Genomic DNA, 25,100 nt, shown 5'->3' on the forward strand with positions numbered 1-25,100 from the left:
TCGCCAGCAGGTTGGTGCGTCCACTCCCCAGCCCCATCAGCACCAGCATGAACAACAAGCGCCAATCGTAGGTGGTGTTGTGGGCTCGCAGATCGGGTACTTCCATCAGGTAGGGAATCGGGCTGGGGATCTGTATGGTCGTCTTCATGCAGAATATGATAAAAGCCTGCTTACTTTGTGGAAATGCTCAACTGATTACACTGTCATCTAGTAGTTTGTACAGAAGCTGCAATCAACTGGCCAATCGCAAAACTGCTGCAAAACTACCTTCCCACAGGCGGTTTGCCGAAAATCCTGCTCAGAACCGTTTGGTGCCGGGAATGGGACTCGAACCCACACGCCCTTGCGGGCAACGGATTTTAAGTCCGTAGCGTCTACCATTCCGCCATCCCGGCAGACCCGCCCTCTAGTTTATCGCCTGGTTGCATTCTGGCAAGCCAGAACCAAAAACGTTGAATACAGTTAGCTTTTTACCATACCAACCTTACATCGGTGTGGAGAAAAGGGTGTTGGAGGTCGGATGCGGAAGCCTGGTGTCGCCAGGTAGCAGAGCTGCTGAAAAGACCTTGACCCGGCAACCTGGTTTGGACATCTCAATCACTTCTGGTAACGGTCAGGTGTTGGGGTTCAGATTGGGAATTGTCGAGCACGATAGGTAAAACGACACGTACAATAACAGTGGATTTGAAGCAGATCAGCCAGAGGTTGTGGCTATGAATTGCCGGCGACTATAAATCCTCATCTGAGCTATATGAGCCCTCTTCACAACTCCCCAGCCCCGCAAACGCTGCGCCTGCGGGTGCAGGGGGTGGTGCAGGGCGTGGGTTTCCGCCCTTTTGTGTTTCGGCTAGCCCAGGCCTTGGGGCTCTCGGGCTGGGTACGCAACGACCTCGAGGGGGTGCTGATCGAGGTCTCCGCAACCCCCGAGGTGCTATCGGCGTTTGTCCAGGCCCTCCGCGAACAGGCCCCACCTGCCGCCCGGGTCGAGCGCATTGACGTTGTTGAGTGCCGTCCGGGAGGCTTACCCCCCGGTTTTGCCATCCTCGAGAGCGAGGCCAGCGGCCCTATCACCACCCTCATCTCGCCCGACCTGACCCTCTGCGAAGATTGCTTGCAGGAACTATTCGACCCTGCGAACCGCCGTTACCGCTACCCTTTCATCAACTGCACCAACTGCGGCCCGCGTTACAGCATCATCCAGCAACTGCCCTACGACCGTCCCTTCACCACCATGTGGGCTTTTGCGATGTGCCCGGACTGCGCCGCCGAGTACCACGACCCCCTCAACCGCCGCTTCCACGCCCAGCCCATCGCCTGCCCAACTTGTGGCCCACAGGTGCATCTGTGGAACGCCAGGATGGAACCCATTGCGTCCAGACACCCGGCCATTGCAGAAGCTGCGCGGCTCCTGCGCGAGGGCCAGATTCTGGCCATCAAGGGGCTGGGAGGCTACCACCTGGCCTGCGATGCACACAACGCAGAGGCCGTAGAAACGCTGAGAACCCGCAAAAAGCGCCGGGCCAAGCCCTTCGCGCTGATGGCAAGAGACACCGAAGCCCTGCGCGGCTACGCCCTGCTAGACGAGGCGGCCCTGCGCCTGCTGGAGAGCCTCGAGCGGCCCATCGTACTGCTGCCCAAAGGCCCCAAACCCCTCCCAGAACCCCTGGCGCCCGGCAGCCCCCACCTGGGCTTCATGCTGCCCTACACCCCCCTCCAGCACCTGCTCTTTGCCGAAGGCGCCCCTCCGCTGCTGGTCATGACCAGCGCCAACCGCTCCTGCGAGCCCATGGTCTACCGCGACGAGGCGTTGGGCAGCCTGTCCGGCCTGGCCGATTTTTTCCTGGTGGGCGAGCGGCCCATCGCCCGCCGGGTGGACGATTCCATCGTGGCGCTGGCCGATTCAAAGCCCCTGCTCCTGCGCCGGGCTCGAGGGTTCGCCCCTGCGCCGATCCTGCGCTCAGAACGGTTCCAGCGGCCCATCCTGGCCCTGGGGGGCATGCTCAAAAATGCCATTGCGCTCAGCACCGGCGGCCAGGTATTCGTGAGCCAGCACATCGGCGACCTGGAAGAGCTGGAAGCCCGCCTGGCTTTCCAGCAAACCATCCACGACCTGACCCAGATGTACCGGGTCAACCTGGACAAAACCCTGGTGGTGCACGACCTGCACCCCGACTACCCCTCCACCCAGTACGCCCTGGAACTGCCCGGCCCCAGGCAGGCCGTCCAGCACCACCAGGCCCACATCGCCTCGGTGCTGGTGGAGCAGGGGCTCTGGGAAGAAGAGGTGATGGGCTTTGCCTTCGATGGCGCAGGGCTCGGGGAGGATGGGGCCATCTGGGGCGGGGAGGTGTTCGCCGGCTCGCTGGCCCGGGGCCTCAGGCGGGTGGCCCACCTGCGCTACGCCCCCCTGCTGGGCGGGGACGCCGCTGCTTCATTCCCGCCCCAGGCCGCGGTGGGGTTCTTGCAGGAACTCGCGGGCTGGGAGGCTCCGTTGCCCGAACCGGTGGTGCAGGCAGGAACCCGCCTGCTGCGTTCCAAAATGCCCATTCCAGTCACCAGCAGCATCGGGCGCTTGTTCGATGCAGTAGCTGCCTTGCTGGGCTTTCACACCCGACAGGACTACGAGGGCCAGGCCGCAACATGGCTGGAGAGTCTGGCGCGCTCGAGCCCACCCCTGCCCAACCAACTAACCCTGCCCATCCGGCAAACCTCGGGCCTGTTCGAGTGGGATTACCAACCTTTGCTCCAGGCTGTTCTGGATTTACTGAAGGCCCGCACCCCCAGCACACTGGTAGCCCGGCATTTCCACGCCGCCCTGGCCGATGCCGTTGTGCGCATGGCCCTAACCCTCCACCCCACCCACCCGACCACTCGTGTGGTGCTTTCAGGCGGGGTGTGGCAAAACCAGCTTTTGCACCAGCTAACCCTTAGCAAACTGCGTTCAGAAGGCTTTGAAGTGTACTGGAACCAGAAAGTCCCTCCTGGCGATGGCGGCCTGGCACTCGGACAACTGGCACTGACCCTGGACTCGGTGTGAAGTTACCCCACAGCGCCCCCTGTTCCAACCTACTCATTTGGGACTTTTTTCCCTAGCGCGTCCGGGAGTTTAGCTGTAAAAAGTACTCAACCCACTTATGGTGGGCATCCATAAACGCCTGCGGGTTCCCCTCCCTAACCCACAGGCGTTATTTTTTGTGATCGAGCTTTCGCCCGAGTGCAACGTTGTATGCGGAGCGAAATCCTGAAGCAAATCGAGTTTCAATCCTCACTCGAGCTTTCGCCCGAGTGCAACGGGGCATGGGAGAAGGGGGTGGTTACATCAAAAAGTTTCAATCCTCACTCGAGCTTTCGCCCGAGTGCAACATACCTCCCGCGAAGATACCTCCAGCCGCCACTCAAGTTTCAATCCTCACTCGAGCTTTCGCCCGAGTGCAACCCCCGAAATGCGGGTACGGGGTGTACCCGCTCCTCGTTTCAATCCTCACTCGAGCTTTCGCCCGAGTGCAACAGAACAAGCGAAATACGGAGAACTGCTCAAAGCTGTTTCAATCCTCACTCGAGCTTTCGCCCGAGTGCAACGTCAGTTTATAGGTTCCAGGCGCATCGCACGAGTTTCAATCCTCACTCGAGCTTTCGCCCGAGTGCAACGGGCATGGCTACCTCCCAGCAGTTGCACCACCGGCCAGTTTCAATCCTCACTCGAGCTTTCGCCCGAGTGCAACGCTATTTCCATGTTTATAGCAAGGGCCTGACGCAGGTTTCAATCCTCACTCGAGCTTTCGCCCGAGTGCAACAAAATGTCCTCAAGGTCAACCTCCTACCACCGCCATGTTTCAATCCTCACTCGAGCTTTCGCCCGAGTGCAACTCCCGCCTCATTCACCGCCCGCAATACGGGTAGCAAGTTTCAATCCTCACTCGAGCTTTCGCCCGAGTGCAACGCACTAGATCGAGTGTACTCCACCGTGTGGTGGGGGTTTCAATCCTCACTCGAGCTTTCGCCCGAGTGCAACCCTCGAGGGAGTCAGCTCGAGGGGTCGCGGCTGTTTCAATCCTCACTCGAGCTTTCGCCCGAGTGCAACCAAAACCACGGCGGATAAGTCCACCAAGCCCGCGTTCGTTTCAATCCTCACTCGAGCTTTCGCCCGAGTGCAACAGTGCCTGTATGCTTGGGCACTCGGGTGTTTGCAGGTTTCAATCCTCACTCGAGCTTTCGCCCGAGTGCAACAGCCGTGGGAGTGTCAACTTAAAGAAGTAGCATAAGTTTCAATCCTCACTCGAGCTTTCGCCCGAGTGCAACTATCTTGCCGTAAATGTCGTCCTCGTGATTCTGGGTTTCAATCCTCACTCGAGCTTTCGCCCGAGTGCAACCGTGTATGAGTATGCGGGCGCAAATGTGGGCGTATACAGTTTCAATCCTCACTCGAGCTTTCGCCCGAGTGCAACCGGGAGGTTGTGCGTGAGGTTGTGGCCGAGGTTGGTTTCAATCCTCACTCGAGCTTTCGCCCGAGTGCAACTTGCTGCGATTCGATCCGCTAATAGCATCCTGCGTTTCAATCCTCACTCGAGCTTTCGCCCGAGTGCAACCCGTCCCCGATAAGCCTGAGTATGTCTCCGTGGTTTCAATCCTCACTCGAGCTTTCGCCCGAGTGCAACGAGGGTCGTCTGGCTTCCCGCCTTACAGTCGCCGAAGTTTCAATCCTCACTCGAGCTTTCGCCCGAGTGCAACCGTCGGGGCATGAACCCTCCCAGCGTGGTATGCTGGTTTCAATCCTCACTCGAGCTTTCGCCCGAGTGCAACAATGGGCGGCATACTTTGCCCAGCCCAGCGCGCAAGTTTCAATCCTCACTCGAGCTTTCGCCCGAGTGCAACCCATGACTATCAGTAAGCTGGCAGAACGGTTCAAAGTTTCAATCCTCACTCGAGCTTTCGCCCGAGTGCAACGCGCGTGTCCAGCGTTGCAGCGGCTGTGGCCGCGTCTTTGTTTCAATCCTCACTCGAGCTTTCGCCCGAGTGCAACCTCCATACGTATATGTACATCTCCATCCATTTGCAGTTTCAATCCTCACTCGAGCTTTCGCCCGAGTGCAACTAGGCTACATCCTGGAATACGTTCCCGGCGAGAGCGTTTCAATCCTCACTCGAGCTTTCGCCCGAGTGCAACCCTTATCAGTCGCAAAGACTTTGAGAGAATACTCGAGAGTTTCAATCCTCACTCGAGCTTTCGCCCGAGTGCAACGCTCAAGCCGCTCACGATGCTGTAAGCAAGCGTCTGTTTCAATCCTCACTCGAGCTTTCGCCCGAGTGCAACCTTGGGTATCTACGCCGAATGGGATGAGCAAGCCGAGTTTCAATCCTCACTCGAGCTTTCGCCCGAGTGCAACCCTGATGGCTGAACAGGTAGGCGTCCCAATGCTCAAAAGTTTCAATCCTCACTCGAGCTTTCGCCCGAGTGCAACATGCTCGAGCGCGTTGTAAACAAGGCGCGTATGCTTGTTTCAATCCTCACTCGAGCTTTCGCCCGAGTGCAACGGCGGGATATAGCCTAGGCCAATATCCCAGTATTCAGTTTCAATCCTCACTCGAGCTTTCGCCCGAGTGCAACCCCAGTCGGGCTGGGACTCAACTTGGGCTACCCGAGTTTCAATCCTCACTCGAGCTTTCGCCCGAGTGCAACGCTCATGAGAGTCGCCTACGGGTTCTCTCATGGAGGTTTCAATCCTCACTCGAGCTTTCGCCCGAGTGCAACCATCACGGCAAACGCCCGTTCTTGCCGTTTGCCATCGTTTCAATCCTCACTCGAGCTTTCGCCCGAGTGCAACAAGCCCGTCGCCGCCAAATCCGACGCCGCCAAATCCGTTTCAATCCTCACTCGAGCTTTCGCCCGAGTGCAACGCGTTTGAGGAACTGCAAAAGCGCTTCCCAGCTTGTTTCAATCCTCACTCGAGCTTTCGCCCGAGTGCAACGCCCGAATGTCCAAGCATGCGGGCGCTTGCCGAGGTTTCAATCCTCACTCGAGCTTTCGCCCGAGTGCAACTTCCCAACCAGGTGTTGTTTGTTGCGGCTATGCAAGTTTCAATCCTCACTCGAGCTTTCGCCCGAGTGCAACGCCCTTGCCAGGATGTGGGCAGGGGGTAGCATGGGGTTTCAATCCTCACTCGAGCTTTCGCCCGAGTGCAACTGCCCTCACGCCCGGCAAAAGCATCCGGCGGCCAGGTGTTTCAATCCTCACTCGAGCTTTCGCCCGAGTGCAACCAGGCTGTTCACGAGGGACAGGTACGTATACGTGTGTTTCAATCCTCACTCGAGCTTTCGCCCGAGTGCAACTTACGAGGACATGTTGCACCTCGTAACGGACGCCGTTTCAATCCTCACTCGAGCTTTCGCCCGAGTGCAACCTGAAAAATCCCCCGAGCTATGCTTTGTGCTGCTGTTTCAATCCTCACTCGAGCTTTCGCCCGAGTGCAACGTATGGACGTCAGCAAGATGATTGATTACCTCGTTTCAATCCTCACTCGAGCTTTCGCCCGAGTGCAACTTGGGCAGGGTCACAGCATTCTGCTCAGCCCAATCGGTTTCAATCCTCACTCGAGCTTTCGCCCGAGTGCAACTATCGCGCAAAACAACAAACAAGCCGCTGTCGTTGGTTTCAATCCTCACTCGAGCTTTCGCCCGAGTGCAACGAGATGTAGTACAGATACGTTCGTCAAGAGGGTGGTGGTTTCAATCCTCACTCGAGCTTTCGCCCGAGTGCAACAGGCTGAGGCCCTGCTCGGCAACCAACAGGCGGACAGTTTCAATCCTCACTCGAGCTTTCGCCCGAGTGCAACGTCGTGCAAGCGGCGGCACGTATAGCCGGCTGCTGTTTCAATCCTCACTCGAGCTTTCGCCCGAGTGCAACGCCTTGAGCCCAAGCGCCGTCGGGCCGGAGTCCCGGCTGTTTCAATCCTCACTCGAGCTTTCGCCCGAGTGCAACGGCCAACCACGGCGAGCGCAAGCGCTACGTTTTGTTTCAATCCTCACTCGAGCTTTCGCCCGAGTGCAACGCTCCATCAGATTCTCGCCAGGCTGCAAGCCCTGCGTTTCAATCCTCACTCGAGCTTTCGCCCGAGTGCAACTTTGGTGCTCTGTTCCGTCTCCTCCCTCCCTCCATCCAGTTTCAATCCTCACTCGAGCTTTCGCCCGAGTGCAACCGTCTGCGGGCTATCGAGGCGGCTGTCGAAGAAGTTTCAATCCTCACTCGAGCTTTCGCCCGAGTGCAACGCCCCGTCTGCGGGCTATCGAGGCGGCTGTCGAAGAAGTTTCAATCCTCACTCGAGCTTTCGCCCGAGTGCAACAGGTATTCTCGAAGACTTCGGCGTTAGCGAAGACGTTTCAATCCTCACTCGAGCTTTCGCCCGAGTGCAACAAAGGCCGGTTTATCCCTATCGCCGCATTGATAGGTTTCAATCCTCACTCGAGCTTTCGCCCGAGTGCAACTTAATATGGCTTGGCGCTTTCAGCTTGACTTGCTGTTTCAATCCTCACTCGAGCTTTCGCCCGAGTGCAACGGCAGATGGGCGATTTTGTCGTGCTGCACGGCGAAGTTTCAATCCTCACTCGAGCTTTCGCCCGAGTGCAACCTGCCCAACGGCGACCGGCAGGTCGAGGTTTTGCCCGTTTCAATCCTCACTCGAGCTTTCGCCCGAGTGCAACGAAGAAATGTCTTACGTTCTAACTCGCTCATTCATGTTTCAATCCTCACTCGAGCTTTCGCCCGAGTGCAACCCTCAAGGGGGATTTTTCTTTGGCCCGCCAGCCTGTTTCAATCCTCACTCGAGCTTTCGCCCGAGTGCAACCCAAGTCCGACGACAAGCCCGTCGCCGCCAAGTCCGTTTCAATCCTCACTCGAGCTTTCGCCCGAGTGCAACCCGCCAAGTCCGACGACAAGCCCAAGTCCGACGACGTTTCAATCCTCACTCGAGCTTTCGCCCGAGTGCAACTTGCCGCGTCTCTGGGCGTGAACAAGTCGTTGGAGGGTTTCAATCCTCACTCGAGCTTTCGCCCGAGTGCAACAAGGATGGGCCATGGCCCGCTACTTCAAGTACAAGTTTCAATCCTCACTCGAGCTTTCGCCCGAGTGCAACCTGGTCACCCCTTGGCCCGCCCGTGTAAGCATGAATGTTTCAATCCTCACTCGAGCTTTCGCCCGAGTGCAACTGATTGACGAGGGGAAAATAAACCCGCAATACGTCAGTTTCAATCCTCACTCGAGCTTTCGCCCGAGTGCAACCAAGCGGGTTTGCTGCAACTATGGGAACACGCTTGTTTCAATCCTCACTCGAGCTTTCGCCCGAGTGCAACGCTCACTCGCCTCAAAAACTGAACACGATTCGAATAGTTTCAATCCTCACTCGAGCTTTCGCCCGAGTGCAACGCTTGGACTTGGCCGTAGCCGTAGCCGTAGGCTTGGTTTCAATCCTCACTCGAGCTTTCGCCCGAGTGCAACACGGACACATTCGTCAAGAGGGTGGTGTACGAATGTTTCAATCCTCACTCGAGCTTTCGCCCGAGTGCAACGCAGATGCGCTGGAATCCCTTGGCACGCAGGTGGGTTTCAATCCTCACTCGAGCTTTCGCCCGAGTGCAACTTGCGCGCTGGGCCTAGCAAAGAACTCCGCCCAGCGTTTCAATCCTCACTCGAGCTTTCGCCCGAGTGCAACCAACAGCAACCATGCTGTACATTCTTGCCAATCTGGGTTTCAATCCTCACTCGAGCTTTCGCCCGAGTGCAACGCTCAAGCTCATGCTCGAGCGCCGCTGCGATGATTTGTTTCAATCCTCACTCGAGCTTTCGCCCGAGTGCAACAGCCCCATTTTAGCGTGCGTGCTGGACGCGGCTCAAGGGGGGTTTTGCGCGAACCCCCCCAAAAAGGGTTCCGACGCAGGGTGGCGGAGGGTGGGGGGAAAACGGGTTTTCAATGTCCCCTAGCCGATTTCTCGGCTTGCGCGAACCCCCCTGGGTTTTGGCACTTGCTTGGGGTTCGCGCAAAGCAAGTGCCCGGTGGTTCAAACCACCAAGGGGTCGTCAAAATCGGTGTACCTGTCCTGGCCGTGAACCCGCAGGCAGCGGTCTCGACCACCCACCAGGGTGTAGATTCGCAGGCTGTCTTTGTCCGGCTCGATAATCTTCAGAAGTTTGGCCTCCATTTCCTCGAGCTGTGCTCGCGTCACCCGGCACTCAAACACCGACATCTGCACCCGCTGACCATAATTTTTGCACACCTTGGCCACCCGTGCGAGCCGTGCCTGGCCGTCTTCGGAGGTTACGTTCACGTCGTATGTGACCAGAATATCCACCCGATCCACGCGTCACCTCCCCACAAATGGGGCATATTCGGGCAGGTCGCCCCGTAGGTAGCGGGCCAGCAGGCGGGCCTGTACGTGGGGCAGCAGACCCACCGGCACGGGTTCCTTGAACAATGGGTGCTGCACTGTCTCCTGGCGGCGGCTCTGGAAGGCCACAATCACCGCCTTGCGGCCCTCCTCATCCAGCAGCACCGCGCCCCCAGGACGCTCCTCGAAGTGCTTGGGGGTGAGTTGCTTGCGGTTCAACAGCGAAAGGGCCAGGCGGTCGGCCCACCAGGCCCGGAACTCTTCCATCAGATCCAGGGCCAGGGCGTTGCGGCCTGGGCGCAGGGCGTGCAAGAAGCCCATCTGCGGGTCGAGGCCCACCCCCTCCAGGGCGGCAGTGCATTGGGTCACCAGCAGGGCGTAGATGTAGCCCAGAAGGGCATTCACCGGGTCGCGCGGGGGCCGTTTGTTGCGCCCATCGAAGCGAAACTCGCCCGATAGCAAAAGGTCGCCAAAGGCGGCAAAGTAGGCGCTGGCCGCCTGGCCCTCGAGGCCCCGCACCTCGTCCACCGAGCGGGCCTGGGGCAGCATCCGCAGGGCGGCCTCGTGTTCGGCGATGGCCAGGGCCAGGGCCTCGGTCTCGCCCCGCTCGCGCACCGCCCGCTGAAGCACCAGGCGGCTGTTTTTGAGCTTGGCCTCCACAAAGCGCCCGGCCAGGTAGAGGGTTTGGGAGGGGTTGTCGAGGGCTTTGTGCTGGGCCCGCCGCAAAAGCACATTGCCCGAAACCGGCCCCGATAGGCGGCCCTGAAAGCGCCCCGACTCGCTAAACCAGGCCACCTCGAGGCCCTCCTCGGCGCAGCGGTGCAGCAAAAAAGGCGAGATGAGCACGTTGCCAAACACCGCCACGCCGCCCAGGTGGTGCAGGGGCACGTTGCGCAGGGTTACGTCTTCGTGCTGGATGCGCAGGGTGTCGCCCTCGAGGCGCAGGTACACCCCCTGGGTTTGCACATAAAGCGTGTTCAAAAGTTCGCCGGTCATGGTTGTTGGGCCTGCCACTCGGCCAATGCCTGCGGCACGTGCGGCATACAGACCGCCATCAGCGAGCAGTGGCGGCAGCGCTCGTCGGCGGCGGGCGGGGGCAGGCGCTCTTCCTGCAGGAGCTTTCTTAGACCGCTCAGGGCGGCCAGGGTGGCGGCCCGTAGCTCGGGGGTGAAGCGCACTACCCGTCGGCGTCGGTTGGCTTTGCTGAACAAAGCGCCTTCCGCCACGCTCTGGCCAAACATCTCCTCCAGGCACAGGGCCTGGCCGCAGAGCTGGATCTCAGCGGCCCGGCGGGCCAGCTCCTTGGGCCAGCGCTGGCCCACCTTGTACTCCACCGGATACGGAGCCCCCTCCACCAACTCCACCACGTCGGCCCTTCCCACCAGGCCCAGCCGCTCCGACCATAGCGGCAAGGCCCGCTCCACCCAGACCCCCTCGCGCAGCAGGCCCTCGGGCAGGTCGGCCTGCTCGTGGGCGCGGGCGCCGCGCAGGGTGAACTCGTTGTCCTGCCACTCGCCCTCGAGCAGAATCAAAGCCGCCCGGCGGGGGCAGTAGGTGTACTGGGCCAGGGCGCTGATGGGCAGTGGCTCCTGGGTTTCAGGCGGGCTCAGGGCAGCCTCGGGCAACAAGTCGTCCAGGTCGTTCATTTAGCCCTCCCAGAGGGTGAAGTCTGCCGGGTCGAAGTCGCGCCAGCTAAAGCCCTCCCGGCACATGCGCTCGTACTCGGGGCCGTGCCGGGTGAGGGCGAACACGTAGAGCTTCCCATCGCGCTCGGCGTAGAAAAGCCGCTCGTCGGTGTGCCCCTTGGGGTAGCCCAGGGCGTCGCCCCCACCGCTTTTGAGCTCGCTGTTGGCCGCACGGTTGGGCAGGCGCAGGCGCTGGAGTAGCTTTTGGTAGCGCTCCTGTGCGGCGGGCTCGAGGCTCTCCCAGGTGGCCTGCGCTTTGGGAGAAAAGTACACCGGAACGCTCTGGGCCTGTTCAAACTCGGTCTGGAAGGCCTCGAGGTAGGCATCGCCCAGGGGCGACAGTCCCATGTAAGGCTTGCCGTCCAGCTCGAAGGTCTCGAGCAACACCTGGGCTTCTTCGGGCAGGGGCGCCATCCTGGGCTCAACCTCGGCCTTGGGGCGCACGCCCCCTTCGCCCTCGCTCAGCCAGTCGAAAAAGTCTCTGTACCAGACAAACAGGCTGTTGTCCCAGCTAATGGGCGTGGGCGGCAGGGTGACGATCTCTCTAAACTGCTCGTGGATGTAGCAGACCGGCACCTTGAACACCAAGCCCAGCACGGTGGCGTAGGAAATCTCGGCCTTAAAGCCGCCGGTGGCGTTGATGATGACGTCTTTTTGCGCCCTGGTCGCCTTGCGAATCTCACCCGCTAGGGTGCGCACAAAGTTTTTCAGGCCATAGTCCACGAACCCCTGTGCCTCGTAGGCCAGGCCGGGAATCCGCACCCGGCTGCAGGGCACGCCCTGCTGCCGCCAGTACTGTTCCAGAAGCTCAGCGGCCCGTGCGCCTTCTACGGTGTCGCTGTGCAGCAGCACGATCTCGTCGCCCTTGTGCAGAATACGCGTGAGGGAGTTGGTTTCGGCGCTGGCCTTGATGGGATCTTGCTTTATATAGGCCAGAATATCACTGTCCTGCACAAGATTATCGCGGCGGGCGTTGAACAGCAGGCTGGTGCCTACGGTGGTGAGGATGACGTTGCTCATTGGTCTAGTAGCTCCTGAATCCTGGCGTGCTGAGGGTTGCTTGTCTTCCAAACTTTCCACTCCTGTAGATGCTTTTTGAGGGCCTCGAGGGTGGGCTTACGAAGGGCTGGGGGTTTATCGGCCAGCTCCCGTAGGAAGAAGTCCAGCTCACCCCGCTCGTTTGCGGGTTTGATGCCGGCAATCCGCTTGCGGTAGCCCTCGAGGAGTTCCAACCCAAGCTCGAGTTCACCTTTGGGCTTTTCGGGCGGTTTTACAGTGAAATACCCATACCCCGCATTGGTCTTACCCCCCAGGCCCAGGTTTTCCAAACCCCACTTGAGCATCTCGGCGGCCTTGTAGGGCCAGTCCTGGGCGTTTTCGGCGGGGGAGGTGATGGGAATGCAGAACTTTACTCCCGGCTTCACCGACAAAAAGGCCACGGGATTGGGGTCGTCGAAGTCGGTGGGCCAGACCGCGCCTTTTTTGCCGTAGTATTCGCGGTGATGCACGGTAATCACATCCGACTGGAAGGGCTGGCTGCTGGCGGGGTCTAACCAGCCGTCCCAGTAGACCAGGTAGGCCGCGTTGCCCTGGTTTTTTCGCTTGGGGTCGGGGCCTTCGCCCAGCAGCACCGCTTTTTCCTGCTCGGTAAGCCCATAGCGCTCGGCCACCCGGCGCAGCAGGCCCTTTAGCGCGCTGCCCGGCAGGTAAGGCGTGCCGTAGGTGTGGTGCAGGGCCAGACCGTTCTCCAGGGGGCTGCTGTTGCCCAGGCCAATGGCCAGTGGGGTGCGGGTGGTGGCCTCGAGCCAGATTGCGCCCTTGAGGCTTTCCTTCCAGCGCTCGAAGGCGGTGCGGTACACGGTAGAGACCTGGCTGTTGGCAATATGGGTCAGGAGTTCCCGCGCCGAAGCGTTTTCATCGTCTTGCTGCTTCAAGTAGCGTTGAAGGGCCAGCCCGGCGTGGGGGGGTGGGGGAAGGTTAAGTCTGCTGGCTCTCATCGTGTCCTCCGGTATGCACGCCCAGCACGCTGGCGGCAAAGCGCTTGAAGTAGACCCAGGCTGAAAGCACCCGGCGGGTGTAGTGCATGTAGCCAATGGCATCAGCGCCCTGAACAGCCCCCAGGGCGTCGTTTTGGCCCAAAATCGCAGCCACATGCTCGAGCAGCTTTTGATGTGCTCTTGCTCGGTTTCCGTCCCCAGTGGCCTTGTCGGCGCTAAAAGCCAGCGCCTGGCACAGCCCGCTCTGCCGCACCAGGATGGGAAAGTTGTGGCACAGGCCGCCGTAGATGTTCTTGACCTCTTCGTTTTCGCCTTCAAGGCTGCTGACTAGATTGAGGGCTTTTTTCATATCCTCCTGGGCGCGGGTCTTAAGACTCATACTTCACCCCCAGCCGCCGCAACAGCCCCCTTCCCACGCTGGCCTGGCCGCCTATTTGGATGTAGGGCCGGTTGATTTCGTCAAAGCCGCTCTTGCCGATGGCGAAGCTCGAGAAGACTGTTTCGGCAGGGATAGCCTCCTCGTACCACAGCCCTCCTCGCTCAACGGTCTTTGTATCCGATTTGAGCCTGACCCGAGCGATAATCTCCATGCCCATCTCGCAAAAGTAGGCAAACACGTCGTTCGAAACCAGGGCAAACCGCTCGACAAAGTAGCCCGCTTCCTCACCGAACACCAGTTTCCCAAGTTCCTGCGCCAGGGCATCTGCGCCCCCGACTTTTGCGCTCAGGTCTATGTCCTCGAGGATCACCTTGTCGCCATGCACAATCTGGGTGTTCTGCGCCAGTAGGGCATCTGTTTGTCCCGGATTTGGAATCGAGGCTTTTAGCTCGGGAAGGCCCAATGCCTTCTGGTCGCGCTTGAGCCGCTCGAGCACCAGCGGGCAGGTCAGGAAAGCGAAGGTGCCCGCATACGAGCGCACCGGCAGGAAGAGCACCCGCGCATCGGTTAGGGTTAGCTCGGCGGCCTGGCTGATGTCTTCCTCCTCTTCGGAGTCGCTTTTCTTCTTCTTTCCGGCATATCCAAAAACCCGTCTTGCAATCGCAGCCTCCTCGCTCTCGTCGTTCTTCTCGAGGCCGCGCCCGTCCCGCAACACCCCCTTCAGGCTGCTGGCCGGAATCACCGGGAAGCCAGTAGCGGCCTCGCGGGCTACCGGAAGGTCAATCACGCTGCTGCTGTCCTGCCCGGTGCCGGGGTGCACCGGCGTAAGGGCCTGCCAGAAAATCATCTTTGCTTGCATCTTCACCACACTCCCCAAAGGGCCAGTCCAAAGCCGTCCTTGCGGTCTTGCTCACTGTCGCTAACGGGCCGGAGCCAGCTTTCCAGCAGGTCGGCTGGGTTACCGTCCTCTACCTCGAAGAAGTACACGCTGCCTGCGGGCGCCATCCAGCGCACCCGTTTGGGCTGGTTTTGCCGCAGGTTCCAGCCGCTCACCGGCTCGCGCCGCCCCACCGCCGCCGAAACCAGCCTGAGACGTACCCTGGCCAGCCCGCGCGGCAGGTGCAGTTCGCCCGTGCCGGACTTCTCGACCCAACCGGGCTTCCAGCCCTGTTCAAACAGGGCCGGGGTGGCCAGCACCAGGCGCACCCTTGCCCCCTTGCCCAGCTCCGCGAAGCGCTTTTTGATAGCTTCCGGGCAGTCGAACCAGTAGTCCGAAAGGCTCGGTTTTACCTCCACCGCCACCGGACGGCGCTCGCCCCCCAGGTGGCCGATGGGGGCCGGGGTCTGCCCATTGGGCAGCGAGAGCCGCACCCGCAGGCTGGCGGGCTGGTAGGTTTGGGGGTTCTTGCCCATCTCCAGGGGCCGGTAGGCCACGCTGAAAAGCTGGCCTTCCTGGGCTTTACCCTTTTCATGGTCCATGCCCACGTGCACGCGAGTTTCGGTGGGCAGGCCGGAAATTTTTTGCGGTATAACCGTTTCTCCCAGCAACCAGCGCTCCATCTCGTGGGCCGGCCAGAAGTTGTAGCCGGACTCGGGCTTCACGTCCTGGGTGACCTGCAGGGGCAAAAGGCCGTCCGGCAGGTCACAGCCCGCGCCGTCGGGGGGGCTAAAGGGTGTCAGCTTCATAACCTGGGGACTGCCGTCAGCACCCCCGTAAACCACCGCATCGCGGGGGGCGGGGAGCAACACCTCGTCGCCTCGAGCCAGCAACGGCCCGCACACCTGAAGGCCATGCAGGTTTTGCAGTTGCTCCTGGCTAAACCCCTTGCCCTCGGCCAGCCCTACCTGGGTACGCACAAAGCCCGCCACAGTGCTGGGCAAGGGCAGGTTCAGGCTCCGGGCGGCGGTCTCGGTGCCGTCGGCGGCGCTGAAGGGCCGGCCATCGCGGAACAGCAGGGGGCTCAGGGCGTGGATTTCAAGCACTCGTTCCGGCATGCGCTTCCTCCCGGATGCCGCTCAGAAAGCGGGCGATGATAAGTTGATCCACAAAGCGAAGCAAATCGCTTCGGTAGGTTGGTGTGTCGGTGATAGGCGCGGGGATTTTCAGCTCGCGGGCCTCTTTGCGGGCCAGAACCCGCAGGGCTTCCTTGTGCAGGTAATCGGCCCGCATATGGTCTTGCCATTCCCGCACCAGATCCCGCAGTTCGTGGGCAAACCCACGGGTAATCTGGCGAGACCTGTAGGCCTCGAGCAGCTCATCCCAGCTCAGGGCGTCCCAGTGCTGCACCACCTGGATGGGTGCGCCCCCTCGAGTGTGCAGGGCTACCGCCAGCGCATTGCGCCCGCCATTCTTGGCGGCTTTTTCTGCGTCTCGAGCATTTTCCAGGGAAATGGATAGCGGCTCGCGGTAGTGCACAATGGCAACCCCTGCCGAAAGGGTGCCCTTGACCCGGCGGCGAAACTCCTCCGAGAGCGCTTTGGCGCAGGCTACTGCTCGGTTCACCGGCAAAAAGGCCAGCACATCGTCCCCGCCCGAATAGACCATAAAGCCCTTGTGCTTGAGCACAATGTTGCGGGCTTCCCTGGCGAAGTCATCCAGGGTTTTGGAGAGGCTGCGGTGGGCCTCTGGGTCGTCCTGGCGGCTGATCAGGTCGCCCATGCGATCGCCGTCGGCTACCAGGATGGCAAAGTAGGGCTGGGGCTCCTGGATGTGGTCGTCGTCCTCGCCCCAGCGCTCATCCGGCATAGCTTCGGGGTTGATGGCCCGCCGAGCCATGGTGCGGGTGTCCACCACCACCTCAGACTTCAGCGCCCCGTAGCAGCGCTTTAGAAGCGAGACTGCGTCCAGAAACTCGGTGGGCTTGATGCGGAGCGGGCGATAGGAGCCATCCTCCAGCCGCACGCTGGCCTCGGCCCACTGCCGGGGGTCAATGACCGCAGCCCGCGAAGGATCCAGGGCCGACTTGGGCACGCCATCGTCGTTTTGCCGGGTAGGCGCAAAGTCCCGCAGAGCCTTGCGGCCTGCGAGCAGTCGCTCCACGGCCTGGCGGCTTTCGGGGTATTTCTTCAAGGGCACCCAGGCAGCGTAGAACTCGAGGAAACTCCCAAGCTGCTCTTGGACTCGTTTATCGTCAATCAAGCCCCGGTGCTCACCGGAAAGTTTGCCGATGGTCTCTTCCCAGATTGCCTTCAACTTCTTCTGAACTTCCCTCCTGGTATCCTCGGCAAGCTGCTTGGGGTCTGTGCTCACCTTGGCCAGAATCTTGTTGGCCCCGTCGGCGTTCGGGTCGGCTGGGAAGATGAGCTCTGCTTCCTTTGAATGGAGAAACTGCGCGGCGTGCTTGCTCAGCTTCTGCAAGATTTGCGAACCTGCGTACAGGTCGGCGGTGCGGCGGGCGGCGGCGATGAAGTCCTGCACGGGGCCGATGGAGATGGCGAGGAGGTGGGTCATAGGCGCACCTCCTGGGTGAAGCCCTGAAGCTGGGCAGCCTTACGCACAGCCTCGAGGGGCTCGTCGGCCTCGAGCGCATCCAGCACAGGGTCGTTGTCAGGAATCTGCAAAGAGAGTTCTTCTCCATTGACCCTGATTCGTGTGGGGGCAGGGGCATTGAGGATGATGACGGCTGGCCAAATGCTGCCATCCCCAAAAGCAATGGGCTTCAAAATAACCGGCGAGGCCATGCGTCTGCCACCTGAGTGAACGGCCTCGAGGGTTCCGCTAAAGCTGTCGCCCAAGCGCTGGTAAACGATGGGCAGGCCGTAGAAGGGCTTGGCCAGGGCAATACGCTCTTGCCTGGGTCGCAAGGCCAACAGGGTCTTGTGGTCGCGCCACTTGCCCCCAGCCATGGGGGTGTAGGCCATGGTTTCTCCGGTCACGGGGTCTTCCAGATAGTGCCCTTTCCGAAAACGCGCCCAAAAGCGCCCCAGCTCCCGCCAGGCCGAGTGCCCTTTATAGGGGTCGGTGTTGCTGGGCCTGCGGGGCTGGCCCAGGCAGATCACCGCGCCAGCAAGGGTGGTGTGATGAACCTCTTTCTGCGGTGGAACCGCAAACCAAGTTTTGAGCTGGTCGGGGGTAGCGGGTAGCCAGTCTTTGAGGTTCGCGGTGACCTCGAGCGCCCCCACCCCGCGTCGGGTTCTCGCCCCAATGCCGCCGAAGGCAATCCAGGCCCGAACAGCCCGACGCAGGTGCTCCGCCTCGGTTTCGGAGAGGGTATGGGTGAGCTCGAGGGTAAACTCCACCGACTTTAGCCCACTAGCTTCTGACAAACCCTCGCTTCTATTTTCGTTGAAAGGGTGCAGAAAGAACTTCTCCATCGGCCCGGTTCTCGCTGTACCCCTATCCGGCACAAGTTCCGAGGGTCTCACGGCCTGCCCGGCAGACTGCTCCAGAACCCGCAGGGCCACTTTTCCGTACTTCTCTGCACTCCCCCAAATTTCCTCTTCCGCCTTGAACAACTCCTCCGCACTGGCATACTGCGCCCCCGCCGTGGCCCGCCACCAGAAGCGCAGGTGCCCCCGCACGCTGGCGACGCGTACCGGGTTATTGGGGTCAACCTCGCGCGGGGTGGCGCTGCCCCCGAACATGGGGGTAATGGTTCTCAGTTTGAGCGTCCAGGTAGTAAGCTCCGGCGCTCTTAGCTGGGGGGGTGGGATGGGGATGGTTCTAGGCATCGGCCCCTCCCATCCAGCGGTCGAAGCGGGCTTCATCCCAGGTGTCCAGCTCGAGCATCCGCACGCCTCTGGGCAGCCGGGTGGGATCGGCCTTCACCTCGTAGTCGGCGAAGCGGCGCGGGGGCTTGCTCTCGTCTAAGAGGCGCACCGAGACCACCTGGCCCAAATCGAGCAGGCGGTGCGCGGGGGCGCAGCCCAGCATGGCCTGGCGCTTGTTCTGCTCGGCGTTGTGGGGGTCGGTGCCCACGTGCTGGAAGAGGTAGAGGCGGCGGGTGGCCATGTGGCCCTTGCTGGCACTGCGGTCGTGCTCGAACATGTTCAAAAGGGCTTCCACCAGCAGCTTCAGGTCGGCCTGGCTAAAGCCGGTGCCCTGGGCCAGGTGGGCGCTCACGAAGCCCTTGGCCTGGTACAGGCCATACGAGACCTGGCTTTTGCGGCCCATAGTGCGGAGTTTGTCCTCGGGCTGTTCTTGCTCCCATTTTTCGTAATCGGCCAGGGTCTTGGCGTTCTTCACGTCTTCGGCCACCGCACCGCGGGTGATGCTGAACTCGGCGGGAAAGATGGGGTCGAGGCTCCTAGCAAAGGTGATCTGCACCGGCCCCCGCACCTGCCCGGCGTTGGCCCCGGTGCTCATCACCGCTCCAAAGGTACGCACGTCGAAGAACTGCTCGCACATCCACCGGCGGGCGGCCTCCACTTTGTCTTTGGTTTTGGCTCCGGTAAAGCCGCCCGTTTTCTCGTGGGCTTCGAAGATTGGGCGGTTCAGGTTGGTGCCGTGCTGCACAAAAATGTTCGCCCCGGCGGCCTGGGCATAGTTGCGAATGCGGCGCTTGAGGGCCACGTCGCTCACCAGGCCGTGCCCGTCCTCGGGGTCTACCCGGGGGGCGTTGCCACTGTCGGGGTCGCCGTTGGGGTTGCCGTCCTGCACGTCGAAGAAGAGCAGGAACTCGTAGCGGTTCTGGATGGGTTGGGACATATACCTCTCCTTTCAAGCTCACGCGCGGTTTTATGCGGATGGGGCTTCACTTTCTTGCTTGCCCTTGCGGCTTTCGGCCAGTTGATGGTAGTAGCCCAGGGCAAAAAGGCTCTGCTCCTCCAGGCTCAGCGTGCGCGGGAGGCTGGGCCCCAGGGCGCTCCAGACCTGGGCGAGCTGGCTGTTGAACCAGTAGGCCAGGCCGGGGGAGTCCTTGGCCATTTTGCTCAGGTGGTGCTGCGAGAGCCGGGTCAGGCGGCCCAGCACCAAAGCAGGCGTGCTGCTGGCCGCGCCGTAGTAGCGCTGCACCACGCCGGCGTTGATCTCGGCTTCGGTAGATGCCTCCTGGATCTGGGCCAAGAGGCACATCAATCGGCCACAGTGATAGGCCGGGCTGGGGTGATGGGGGTCTAGTGCGGTGCTCATCTTCCCTCCTTTGCGGATGTGGTAGGCCTTCAAAAGCCCCATGCGGGCGTAGATGCGCCCCAGGGCGGCGGCGTCGGGCTTTTGGGCTTTCAAAGCCTCGGTAAAGGCCCCGGTCATGACCTCGGCGGTGTGGGACTCCATGACGCGAACGACGGCCGCGTAAGGGATGGGCAGGTCGGGGTTCAGGGCGGCCCGCCAGAGGGGGAGTTGCAGGGTTTTGATGGGCTTGATGTAGTCATCGAACTTTTGCTCGGGGGCTTTGGGGCGTTGGAGGCTCAGGAAGAGCCGGTTCAGCCCCGGTAGGTTGGCGGATCGGTCGCCACTTTTGCGCACGATGGAAAGGTGGTCGAACCAGGCCTCTACGGCCAGAATGAAGCCCTCGAGCGAACCCGTCTGCCAGTCGCGCACCATCACCCGGCCCGAGGCCGGGCTCATGGCGGTGGCAAAAAAGCGGGCCTGGCGCAGACTGGGCGGGGCTTCGCCGGTCTTTAGGGCTTTGAGTACCTTGCGGGCGCGCTCGAGGGCCTGGGCTTCCTCGGCCTCGGGGGCGCTGGGGGCGAAGAGGTCGCGGAAGAAGTCGTCTTCCTGGGGCACTTCCTGGTCGTACCAGACCACCACCTTCATATCGCCCAGGGTTTCGGCCTGCTCCAAGAGCGTGTCCAGCCCGGCCCGGTAGGCGGTGGCGGCCATTTCTTCCACGGCGGCGTTCTCGCCCTGCGAGAGCCCATACGACTCGAAGGCCTCCTTGTCGTAGGTGACCAGGGCGTGTCCGAAAGCGCTCCCGCCCAGCTTGGTCACCTTGGGGTGGGTGGGGGCCGGTGGGGCCAGTTCCCCACTGGCAAAGGAGCGCATCCCACCAGCATTGGTGGCCGGAAAGGCCTGAGCCCGGAACCGCCGCCACCAATCGTGCCAGTCGGGAAAGTCAAGCACGCACTGCCCCTGCACAAAGAACGAAATTTTGTCGGTGGGCTTGAGCTTATCGGCCCCTTTTTGCTGGGTTTGGGCCTCGAGCTTCTCCAAGGCCCGTGCCATCTGCACGGTGTTGGCCAGGGCCTGGGCGATGGGCTGTAGCAGGGGCACCTCTTCAGCAGCCAGCTCGATTAGCAGTTGGAAGGTCTGCTGCTTCTGGAGGTTTTTGGCGTGATCTTCGGGCTTCTTGAGGTTGCCCTCGCGGTCCCGCTCGGCCAGCCCAAACACCACCGCACAGGTCTCAGCCAGAAAGTGGGCGGCCTGCTCTGCCGGATGGCCCTGGGCCCGCAGGTAGCCCGGCAGGGTCATCATGTCGGGCTGGGAGAGGTCGGGGGCGGGTTTGGGCTGGTTTAGGGGGATTAGCTCGGTGAACTCCCCCGCCGGGCTCACCCCGATCAACCAGCGAATCTCCTTGGTGGTAAAGCCGGGTTCGGCCCCCAGGCCCTTCTGTTGGGCGTACCGCACGAGCTGTGCGAGCATCAGGCCCCTCCTTTGCGTACTTTTTCGCTCCCGTAAGGGGGCACCTCGAGCACCCCGTCCCTCACTTCGGCCTCGAACACGCTCACGCTGGGCTTCTCGCCTTTGTCGGTGCGGAGCGGGCCGCGTGGCTTGGAGAGGTCGAAGACGTCGTAGAGCATCCAGCCGATCTTTTCGCTGTAGGGCACGGGCTGGGCCTCCTCGCCGGGCTCTACCAGGCGAAAGTAGCCGGTAAACTCGCGGCAGCCCAGATAGGGCTGGTAAACGCACTGCCCGGCCCTGGCCCGGCGTTCAAAGCTGTGCTCGATTTTCTGGCGCAGGGCGTGGTCTTCGCGGTAGAGCACGGCGTGGGCACTCAGACGGTAGCGCACGTCCCGCAGGGCCATGGTCTGGCGCTGGGTGCGGCCTTTGGTGTCCTGGCCGGTGTCGTCCTTGGTAGCGTCGGCAAAGATGGGCTCAAAACTGCCGGGGTCTTTCATCCAGCGCTGGATGCTACGTTCGCTGGCCTTTTCCTTCACCTCGTTGCGCATCAGAGCGATGTAGCGCACCGGCCTGAGCACCTCGATGCGCTCGATTTGCCAGTACATCAGGGGTTTCTGGCCCTGTGGGCTAAAGTCCAGGTAAATGGCATCGAAGATGCCCCTGGCGGCGCTGGGCGTGATGATGGGGTAGCTGAAGCGCTCGACTTTGAACTCGGGCCGCGTGAAGCAGGCCAACTCACCCCAGACTTCCAAGCTAAAACTTCGCATGGCTCCTCCTCTTCGCCTTTTTTGGGGCGCAGGATACCAAAGGATGCGCCCCGGTACGGGGTTAAATGACCAGGCCTGCCCCGCTGCCCTCTTCGGGCGTAAAGCCCAGCAGGGCGTCGTAGAGGGCTTGGTCCGGGCAGAGGTACCAATCGGGCACTTCACTCCGCCCGTAGCGCAGGAAGATCGTCTCCAGGAACGACGGGGGCCCGCCCTTGGGCAAAAAGAACGGCACCGTGTAGGGCCTGGCGCGGTGAATCCAGTCGGCGGCGATGCCCCGGTTGCGGGCCTCCTGCATGAGGGCCAGGGCTTCGTCGTTGTAAGGCACCACCACATTCACGGCAGCGGTCTCGATCAGGCGGTAGCGGCGGGCCAGCTCGGCGTAGTTCTGGGTCTGAATCAGAGTTTCGATTTCGGGATCGCTTACGTTTTGCAGGGTGTAGAGGCTCTGGTAGTAACGGCGGAAGACGGCGGGCTCGAGGGTCAGCGCTCCCTCGGCCTGCAAGGCGCGGGTCAGCCGGGCGGCCTGTTGGTAGGCTTTGTCCGGATACCCCTCGTCCTCGGGCACAAACACCACCAGCCGCCCCTCACGGCGCAGCCCGTGCCGGTTGATGCGCCCGGCGGTCTGGGCGATGGCCTCGAGGGGGGCCAGGGCGCGGTAGCCCACCGGAAAGTCGAGCTCCACCCCGGCTTCCACCACCTGCGTGGAGATCAGACGGCAGGGCCGGCCGTCCTGCAAACGCTGCTGTACCTCTTCCAGCACCTTTTTGCGGTGGGCCGGGCAGAGGGCGGTGGAGAGGTGAAAGAGCCCCTCGAGGCCCTTTTCCTGGGCCTGCCGGAAAAGGGCGTGGGCCTGGCGCTTGAGGTTCATCACCACCAGGGCCTGAGGCTCGGTTTCCAGTAGCGTGACCAGGCAGGGCGTCTGGGTGGGGTTCTTGAGCCACCACTCCACCTGCACCCGGCTGCTTTGCTGAAAGAGTACCTCGGGGGCGGGAGCGATCTCCACCGGCTGCCAGCCCTGGGGCTCACCGGCCTGCACCCGGGGGTGCAGGGTATCGAAGGCGGGCTGGGTAGCGGTGGCAAAAACCACCACCGCGCCGTACTTCTCGCTGGCCAGATGGGAAAGGGTCTTGAGGGTGGGCACCGCCAGGTGGGTGGGCAGGGTCTGGACTTCGTCGAAGAGCAGCACACTCCCGGCCAGGTTGTGCAGCTTGCGGCAGGCCCCAGGCCGGTTGGCGTGCAGGCTTTCCAGCAGTTGCACGTGGGTGGTCAGGATGATGGGCGCTTCCCAGTTTTCTGCCAGCAGGCGGCGCTCGAGTTCGGCCAGGTTCTGCTCGTCGGAAAGCTCTTTGTGCAACGGGCGGTAGGCCAGGCTGTGGTCTTCCAGGATGTAGTGCGGCCCAAAGCCCGCAAAAAGCTTGCGGTACGTCTGGGCGGTCTGGTCGAGGATGGACAGGTAGGGCAGCACCACCACAATGCGCCGGATGCGGGGGTCGCGCTTGGCCCGCCGCAGGGCGAAGCGCAGCATGGCCAGGGTCTTGCCCAGGCCGGTGGGCGCGGTGAGCGTAAAAACCCGTTCGGGCCGCCGGGCGGCCTCGGCGGCCGCATCGGAGAGGGCTTTGCGAAGGGCGCGGATGCGCTCGGGCAGGCGCTCGTCCTGGGAGAGGGCCTCGAGGTGCGCCTCCAGGCGGGATAGCGCCTGGCCGACCTGGAGCGATGGGGCCTGGGGGCGGACGGCCCCGTGCAGGTGGGCCTCGGTGTCCAGAAAGTCGGCATCTACCAGGGCCGAGAAGAGCATTCGGGTATCGAGCATGTCGGCAGCCCTGCTTGGGGCGGTCATGGGGCTGGTTGGGGCCGGTGTGGGCAGGGTCAGGCCGTCGTCTTGCAGGCGCCTGGTAAGCAAGTCCTTGTTGAGTTCGCTGAGCTTTAGTTCGGGCGGCACCCCCTGCCCATCGGAGCGCAACCACATGGCCTTGAGCTGCTCTTTAGCCCCGCTTTGCAGGCCGATGTGATGGCCCTGCACCGCCAGGGCCACAGCGGGCAGGCGGTAGTCGAAAAGGGCGACGTGGGCCCCCGCCGACCAATGGTCGAGGCCCCTGGCCTTGCCCTGCAGCCGAAGCTGAAACCGGTCGCCGTACTTGCCGAGGTCGTGCAGATACCCGGCCAGACGGGCGCTTTGCTCCTCGGCAAAGGGGGCCGCCCGCTCGGCGGCCAGGCGGGCCACGTTCTCCAGATGCACCCGCAAGGGCTGCCACCGGTTGGAGTCGGGGTGGGAGTGGCCCCAGTACACCCGCGGGCTGGGGCCGGATTGGGCGGCACTGAAGCGCTCCACCACCGCCCGCGCTTCGTCCAGCCAGACCTGTCGCAGGCTTGGGGGCTCCAGCACCTCCACCCTGGGCCCCCAGCTTTGTATCCAGGGTAGCAGCTCGAGGGGGAATCCTGCGGTATCGGTGCCAACGGTAATTTGAGCGAGAGTGTAGCCACCCTCGGGCTGCTCCAGTATTTGCAAGTTGGGGTAGCCCCCTTCGCGCAGGCGCTCGCTGGCCTCCGGTGCGAAGCGCAGCAACACCCGCAGGGGGTTCTCACCCCCCACAATGCCCCAGGCCGTTGAGAGGTAGGCGGTGGGGTCGAAGTCGTCGGGAATGGTGTAAGAAACGTCCAGCAGGCGCGGGCGCTGGATGCGCTCGAGCTTGTAGGTGCGGAGGTTTTCCAGGTAGTGGATGCCCCGGCCATACAGGCGGTCTCTGCCAATGACGTACACGGCCATATTGGCCCGCGAGACCTCGATGAAGTAGGGCTCGAGTTCCACCCCAATGCTTCGGCCCGCCGGAAGACGGTACTCGAAGGCCACCGCCCGGCGAAGGAGCCAGCCCTGGGTGAGGGTCTCGAGGTTGGCCCCGCTCAGGCTGGGTGGGCGCTCTTGCAGGGCCTCGGTGCTCTTGAGGGCGATGGCTTTGAGCGGTTCGGGCAGGTTTTTGGCCAGCTTGCGAAGCGCCTCCTGGTAGGCTTTGTTGCTGCCCGGTGAGTGATGGGCCAGCATCCGCAGGGCGGTAAAGGCTACCACCGTCTCGGTGAGGCTGAGCCGCTCCTCGACCTCGATGGCATAGGTGCTGCGTAGAGGGTCGTGGATGAAGCGCAGACCCAGCTGCTGGGCCAGGGCCTCTACCTCGTTCAGGTAGTCGAATATCGCTCGCTCGCCCAGCCCCAGCTCGGCCCGAAGCTCGACAGGCCGCCAGGGCTTCTGCTGCAAAAGCTCGAGGAGCCGGAGCAGTCTAAAGGCTTTGGTCTGGTGGTGGTTGAGTTCCTGAGAACTGGACATACGGGTGCTTTGCTTTGCCGATAACTATAGCGCCCCCCATCCAGCCCTTGTCCATTTTTTTTACTCATGATTTATTTGTAAGA

The 25,100-nt window shown here is 61.9% G+C and carries 15 protein-coding genes, 1 tRNA gene and 1 CRISPR repeat array; of the genes, 1 reads left to right on the forward strand and 15 read right to left on the reverse strand.

The features are described from left to right. Positions 1 to 309: 309 nt before the first annotated feature. Positions 310 to 395 (reverse strand) — tRNA-Leu (locus J3L12_RS08390). Positions 396 to 751: 356 nt separating this feature from the next. Between J3L12_RS08390 and hypF the strand changes: the two genes are divergently transcribed. Next, the gene (gene hypF / locus J3L12_RS08395; protein WP_208014603.1) at positions 752 to 3,037 is read left to right on the forward strand and encodes a carbamoyltransferase HypF; all 2,286 of its coding nucleotides are present in this window, start codon (positions 752 to 754) and stop codon (positions 3,035 to 3,037) included. A 147-nt stretch (positions 3,038 to 3,184) separates the two neighbouring features. Next, a CRISPR array of direct repeats spans positions 3,185 to 8,848; the repeat unit is 37 nt; unit sequence GTTTCAATCCTCACTCGAGCTTTCGCCCGAGTGCAAC. Between the two features lie 200 nt (positions 8,849 to 9,048). Here hypF and cas2 read toward each other — a convergent pair. The 14 genes from cas2 to cas3 all read right to left on the reverse strand — a co-directional run bounded on the left by cas2 (position 9,049) and on the right by cas3 (position 25,017). Beyond that, a complete protein-coding gene (gene cas2 / locus J3L12_RS08400) occupies positions 9,049 to 9,348 on the reverse strand; it encodes a CRISPR-associated endonuclease Cas2 (protein ID WP_208014604.1) in 300 nt (99 codons plus the stop codon). Between the two features lie 3 nt (positions 9,349 to 9,351). Next, positions 9,352 to 10,371, reverse strand: a complete 1,020-nt coding sequence (cas1c, locus tag J3L12_RS08405; protein ID WP_208014605.1) for a type I-C CRISPR-associated endonuclease Cas1c — start codon at positions 10,369 to 10,371, stop codon at positions 9,352 to 9,354. Continuing rightward, positions 10,368 to 11,021, reverse strand: a complete 654-nt coding sequence (gene cas4 / locus J3L12_RS08410; protein ID WP_208014606.1) for a CRISPR-associated protein Cas4 — start codon at positions 11,019 to 11,021, stop codon at positions 10,368 to 10,370. Before cas4 ends, cas1c begins: the two co-directional genes overlap by 4 nt. Further along, the gene (locus J3L12_RS08415) at positions 11,022 to 12,080 is read right to left on the reverse strand and encodes a putative CRISPR-associated protein (protein ID WP_208014607.1); all 1,059 of its coding nucleotides are present in this window, start codon (positions 12,078 to 12,080) and stop codon (positions 11,022 to 11,024) included. Beyond that, the gene (cmr6, locus tag J3L12_RS08420; RefSeq protein WP_208014608.1) at positions 12,077 to 13,057 is read right to left on the reverse strand and encodes a type III-B CRISPR module RAMP protein Cmr6; all 981 of its coding nucleotides are present in this window, start codon (positions 13,055 to 13,057) and stop codon (positions 12,077 to 12,079) included. The genes J3L12_RS08415 and cmr6 overlap by 4 nt, the downstream gene beginning before the upstream one ends. Beyond that, positions 13,038 to 13,436 carry a type III-B CRISPR module-associated protein Cmr5 gene (gene cmr5, locus J3L12_RS08425; protein ID WP_208014609.1) on the reverse strand — a complete coding sequence of 133 codons (399 nt, stop codon included), beginning with the start codon at positions 13,434 to 13,436 and terminating at the stop codon, positions 13,038 to 13,040. Before cmr5 ends, cmr6 begins: the two co-directional genes overlap by 20 nt. Then, positions 13,426 to 14,295 (reverse strand): type III-B CRISPR module RAMP protein Cmr4, encoded by an 870-nt coding sequence (cmr4, locus tag J3L12_RS08430; protein ID WP_208014610.1) that lies wholly within the window; start codon positions 14,293 to 14,295, stop codon positions 13,426 to 13,428. Before cmr4 ends, cmr5 begins: the two co-directional genes overlap by 11 nt. A 2-nt stretch (positions 14,296 to 14,297) precedes the next feature. Beyond that, the gene (gene cmr3 / locus J3L12_RS08435; RefSeq protein WP_208014611.1) at positions 14,298 to 15,431 is read right to left on the reverse strand and encodes a type III-B CRISPR module-associated protein Cmr3; all 1,134 of its coding nucleotides are present in this window, start codon (positions 15,429 to 15,431) and stop codon (positions 14,298 to 14,300) included. Next, entirely contained in the window at positions 15,412 to 16,887 is a 1,476-nt protein-coding gene (gene cas10 / locus J3L12_RS08440; RefSeq protein ID WP_208014612.1) for a type III-B CRISPR-associated protein Cas10/Cmr2, read from the reverse strand. Before cas10 ends, cmr3 begins: the two co-directional genes overlap by 20 nt. Continuing rightward, positions 16,884 to 18,107, reverse strand: a complete 1,224-nt coding sequence (cmr1, locus tag J3L12_RS08445) for a type III-B CRISPR module RAMP protein Cmr1 (RefSeq protein ID WP_208014613.1) — start codon at positions 18,105 to 18,107, stop codon at positions 16,884 to 16,886. The genes cas10 and cmr1 overlap by 4 nt, the downstream gene beginning before the upstream one ends. Next, entirely contained in the window at positions 18,100 to 19,083 is a 984-nt protein-coding gene (cas7c, locus tag J3L12_RS08450; RefSeq protein ID WP_208014614.1) for a type I-C CRISPR-associated protein Cas7/Csd2, read from the reverse strand. The genes cmr1 and cas7c overlap by 8 nt, the downstream gene beginning before the upstream one ends. Positions 19,084 to 19,113: 30 nt before the next feature. Further along, positions 19,114 to 20,955 carry a type I-C CRISPR-associated protein Cas8c/Csd1 gene (cas8c, locus tag J3L12_RS08455; protein WP_208014615.1) on the reverse strand — a complete coding sequence of 614 codons (1,842 nt, stop codon included), beginning with the start codon at positions 20,953 to 20,955 and terminating at the stop codon, positions 19,114 to 19,116. Then, positions 20,955 to 21,701 carry a type I-C CRISPR-associated protein Cas5c gene (cas5c, locus tag J3L12_RS08460; protein ID WP_208014616.1) on the reverse strand — a complete coding sequence of 249 codons (747 nt, stop codon included), beginning with the start codon at positions 21,699 to 21,701 and terminating at the stop codon, positions 20,955 to 20,957. The genes cas8c and cas5c overlap by 1 nt, the downstream gene beginning before the upstream one ends. A gap of 61 nt (positions 21,702 to 21,762) precedes the next feature. Continuing rightward, positions 21,763 to 25,017: a CRISPR-associated helicase Cas3' gene (gene cas3, locus J3L12_RS08465; protein ID WP_208014617.1), complete on the reverse strand. Its 3,255-nt coding sequence runs from the start codon at positions 25,015 to 25,017 to the stop codon at positions 21,763 to 21,765. Positions 25,018 to 25,100: the final 83 nt, after the last annotated feature.

Source organism: Meiothermus sp. CFH 77666, from assembly GCF_017497985.1.
In the GTDB taxonomy this organism is placed as follows: Bacteria; Deinococcota; Deinococci; order Deinococcales; family Thermaceae; genus Meiothermus.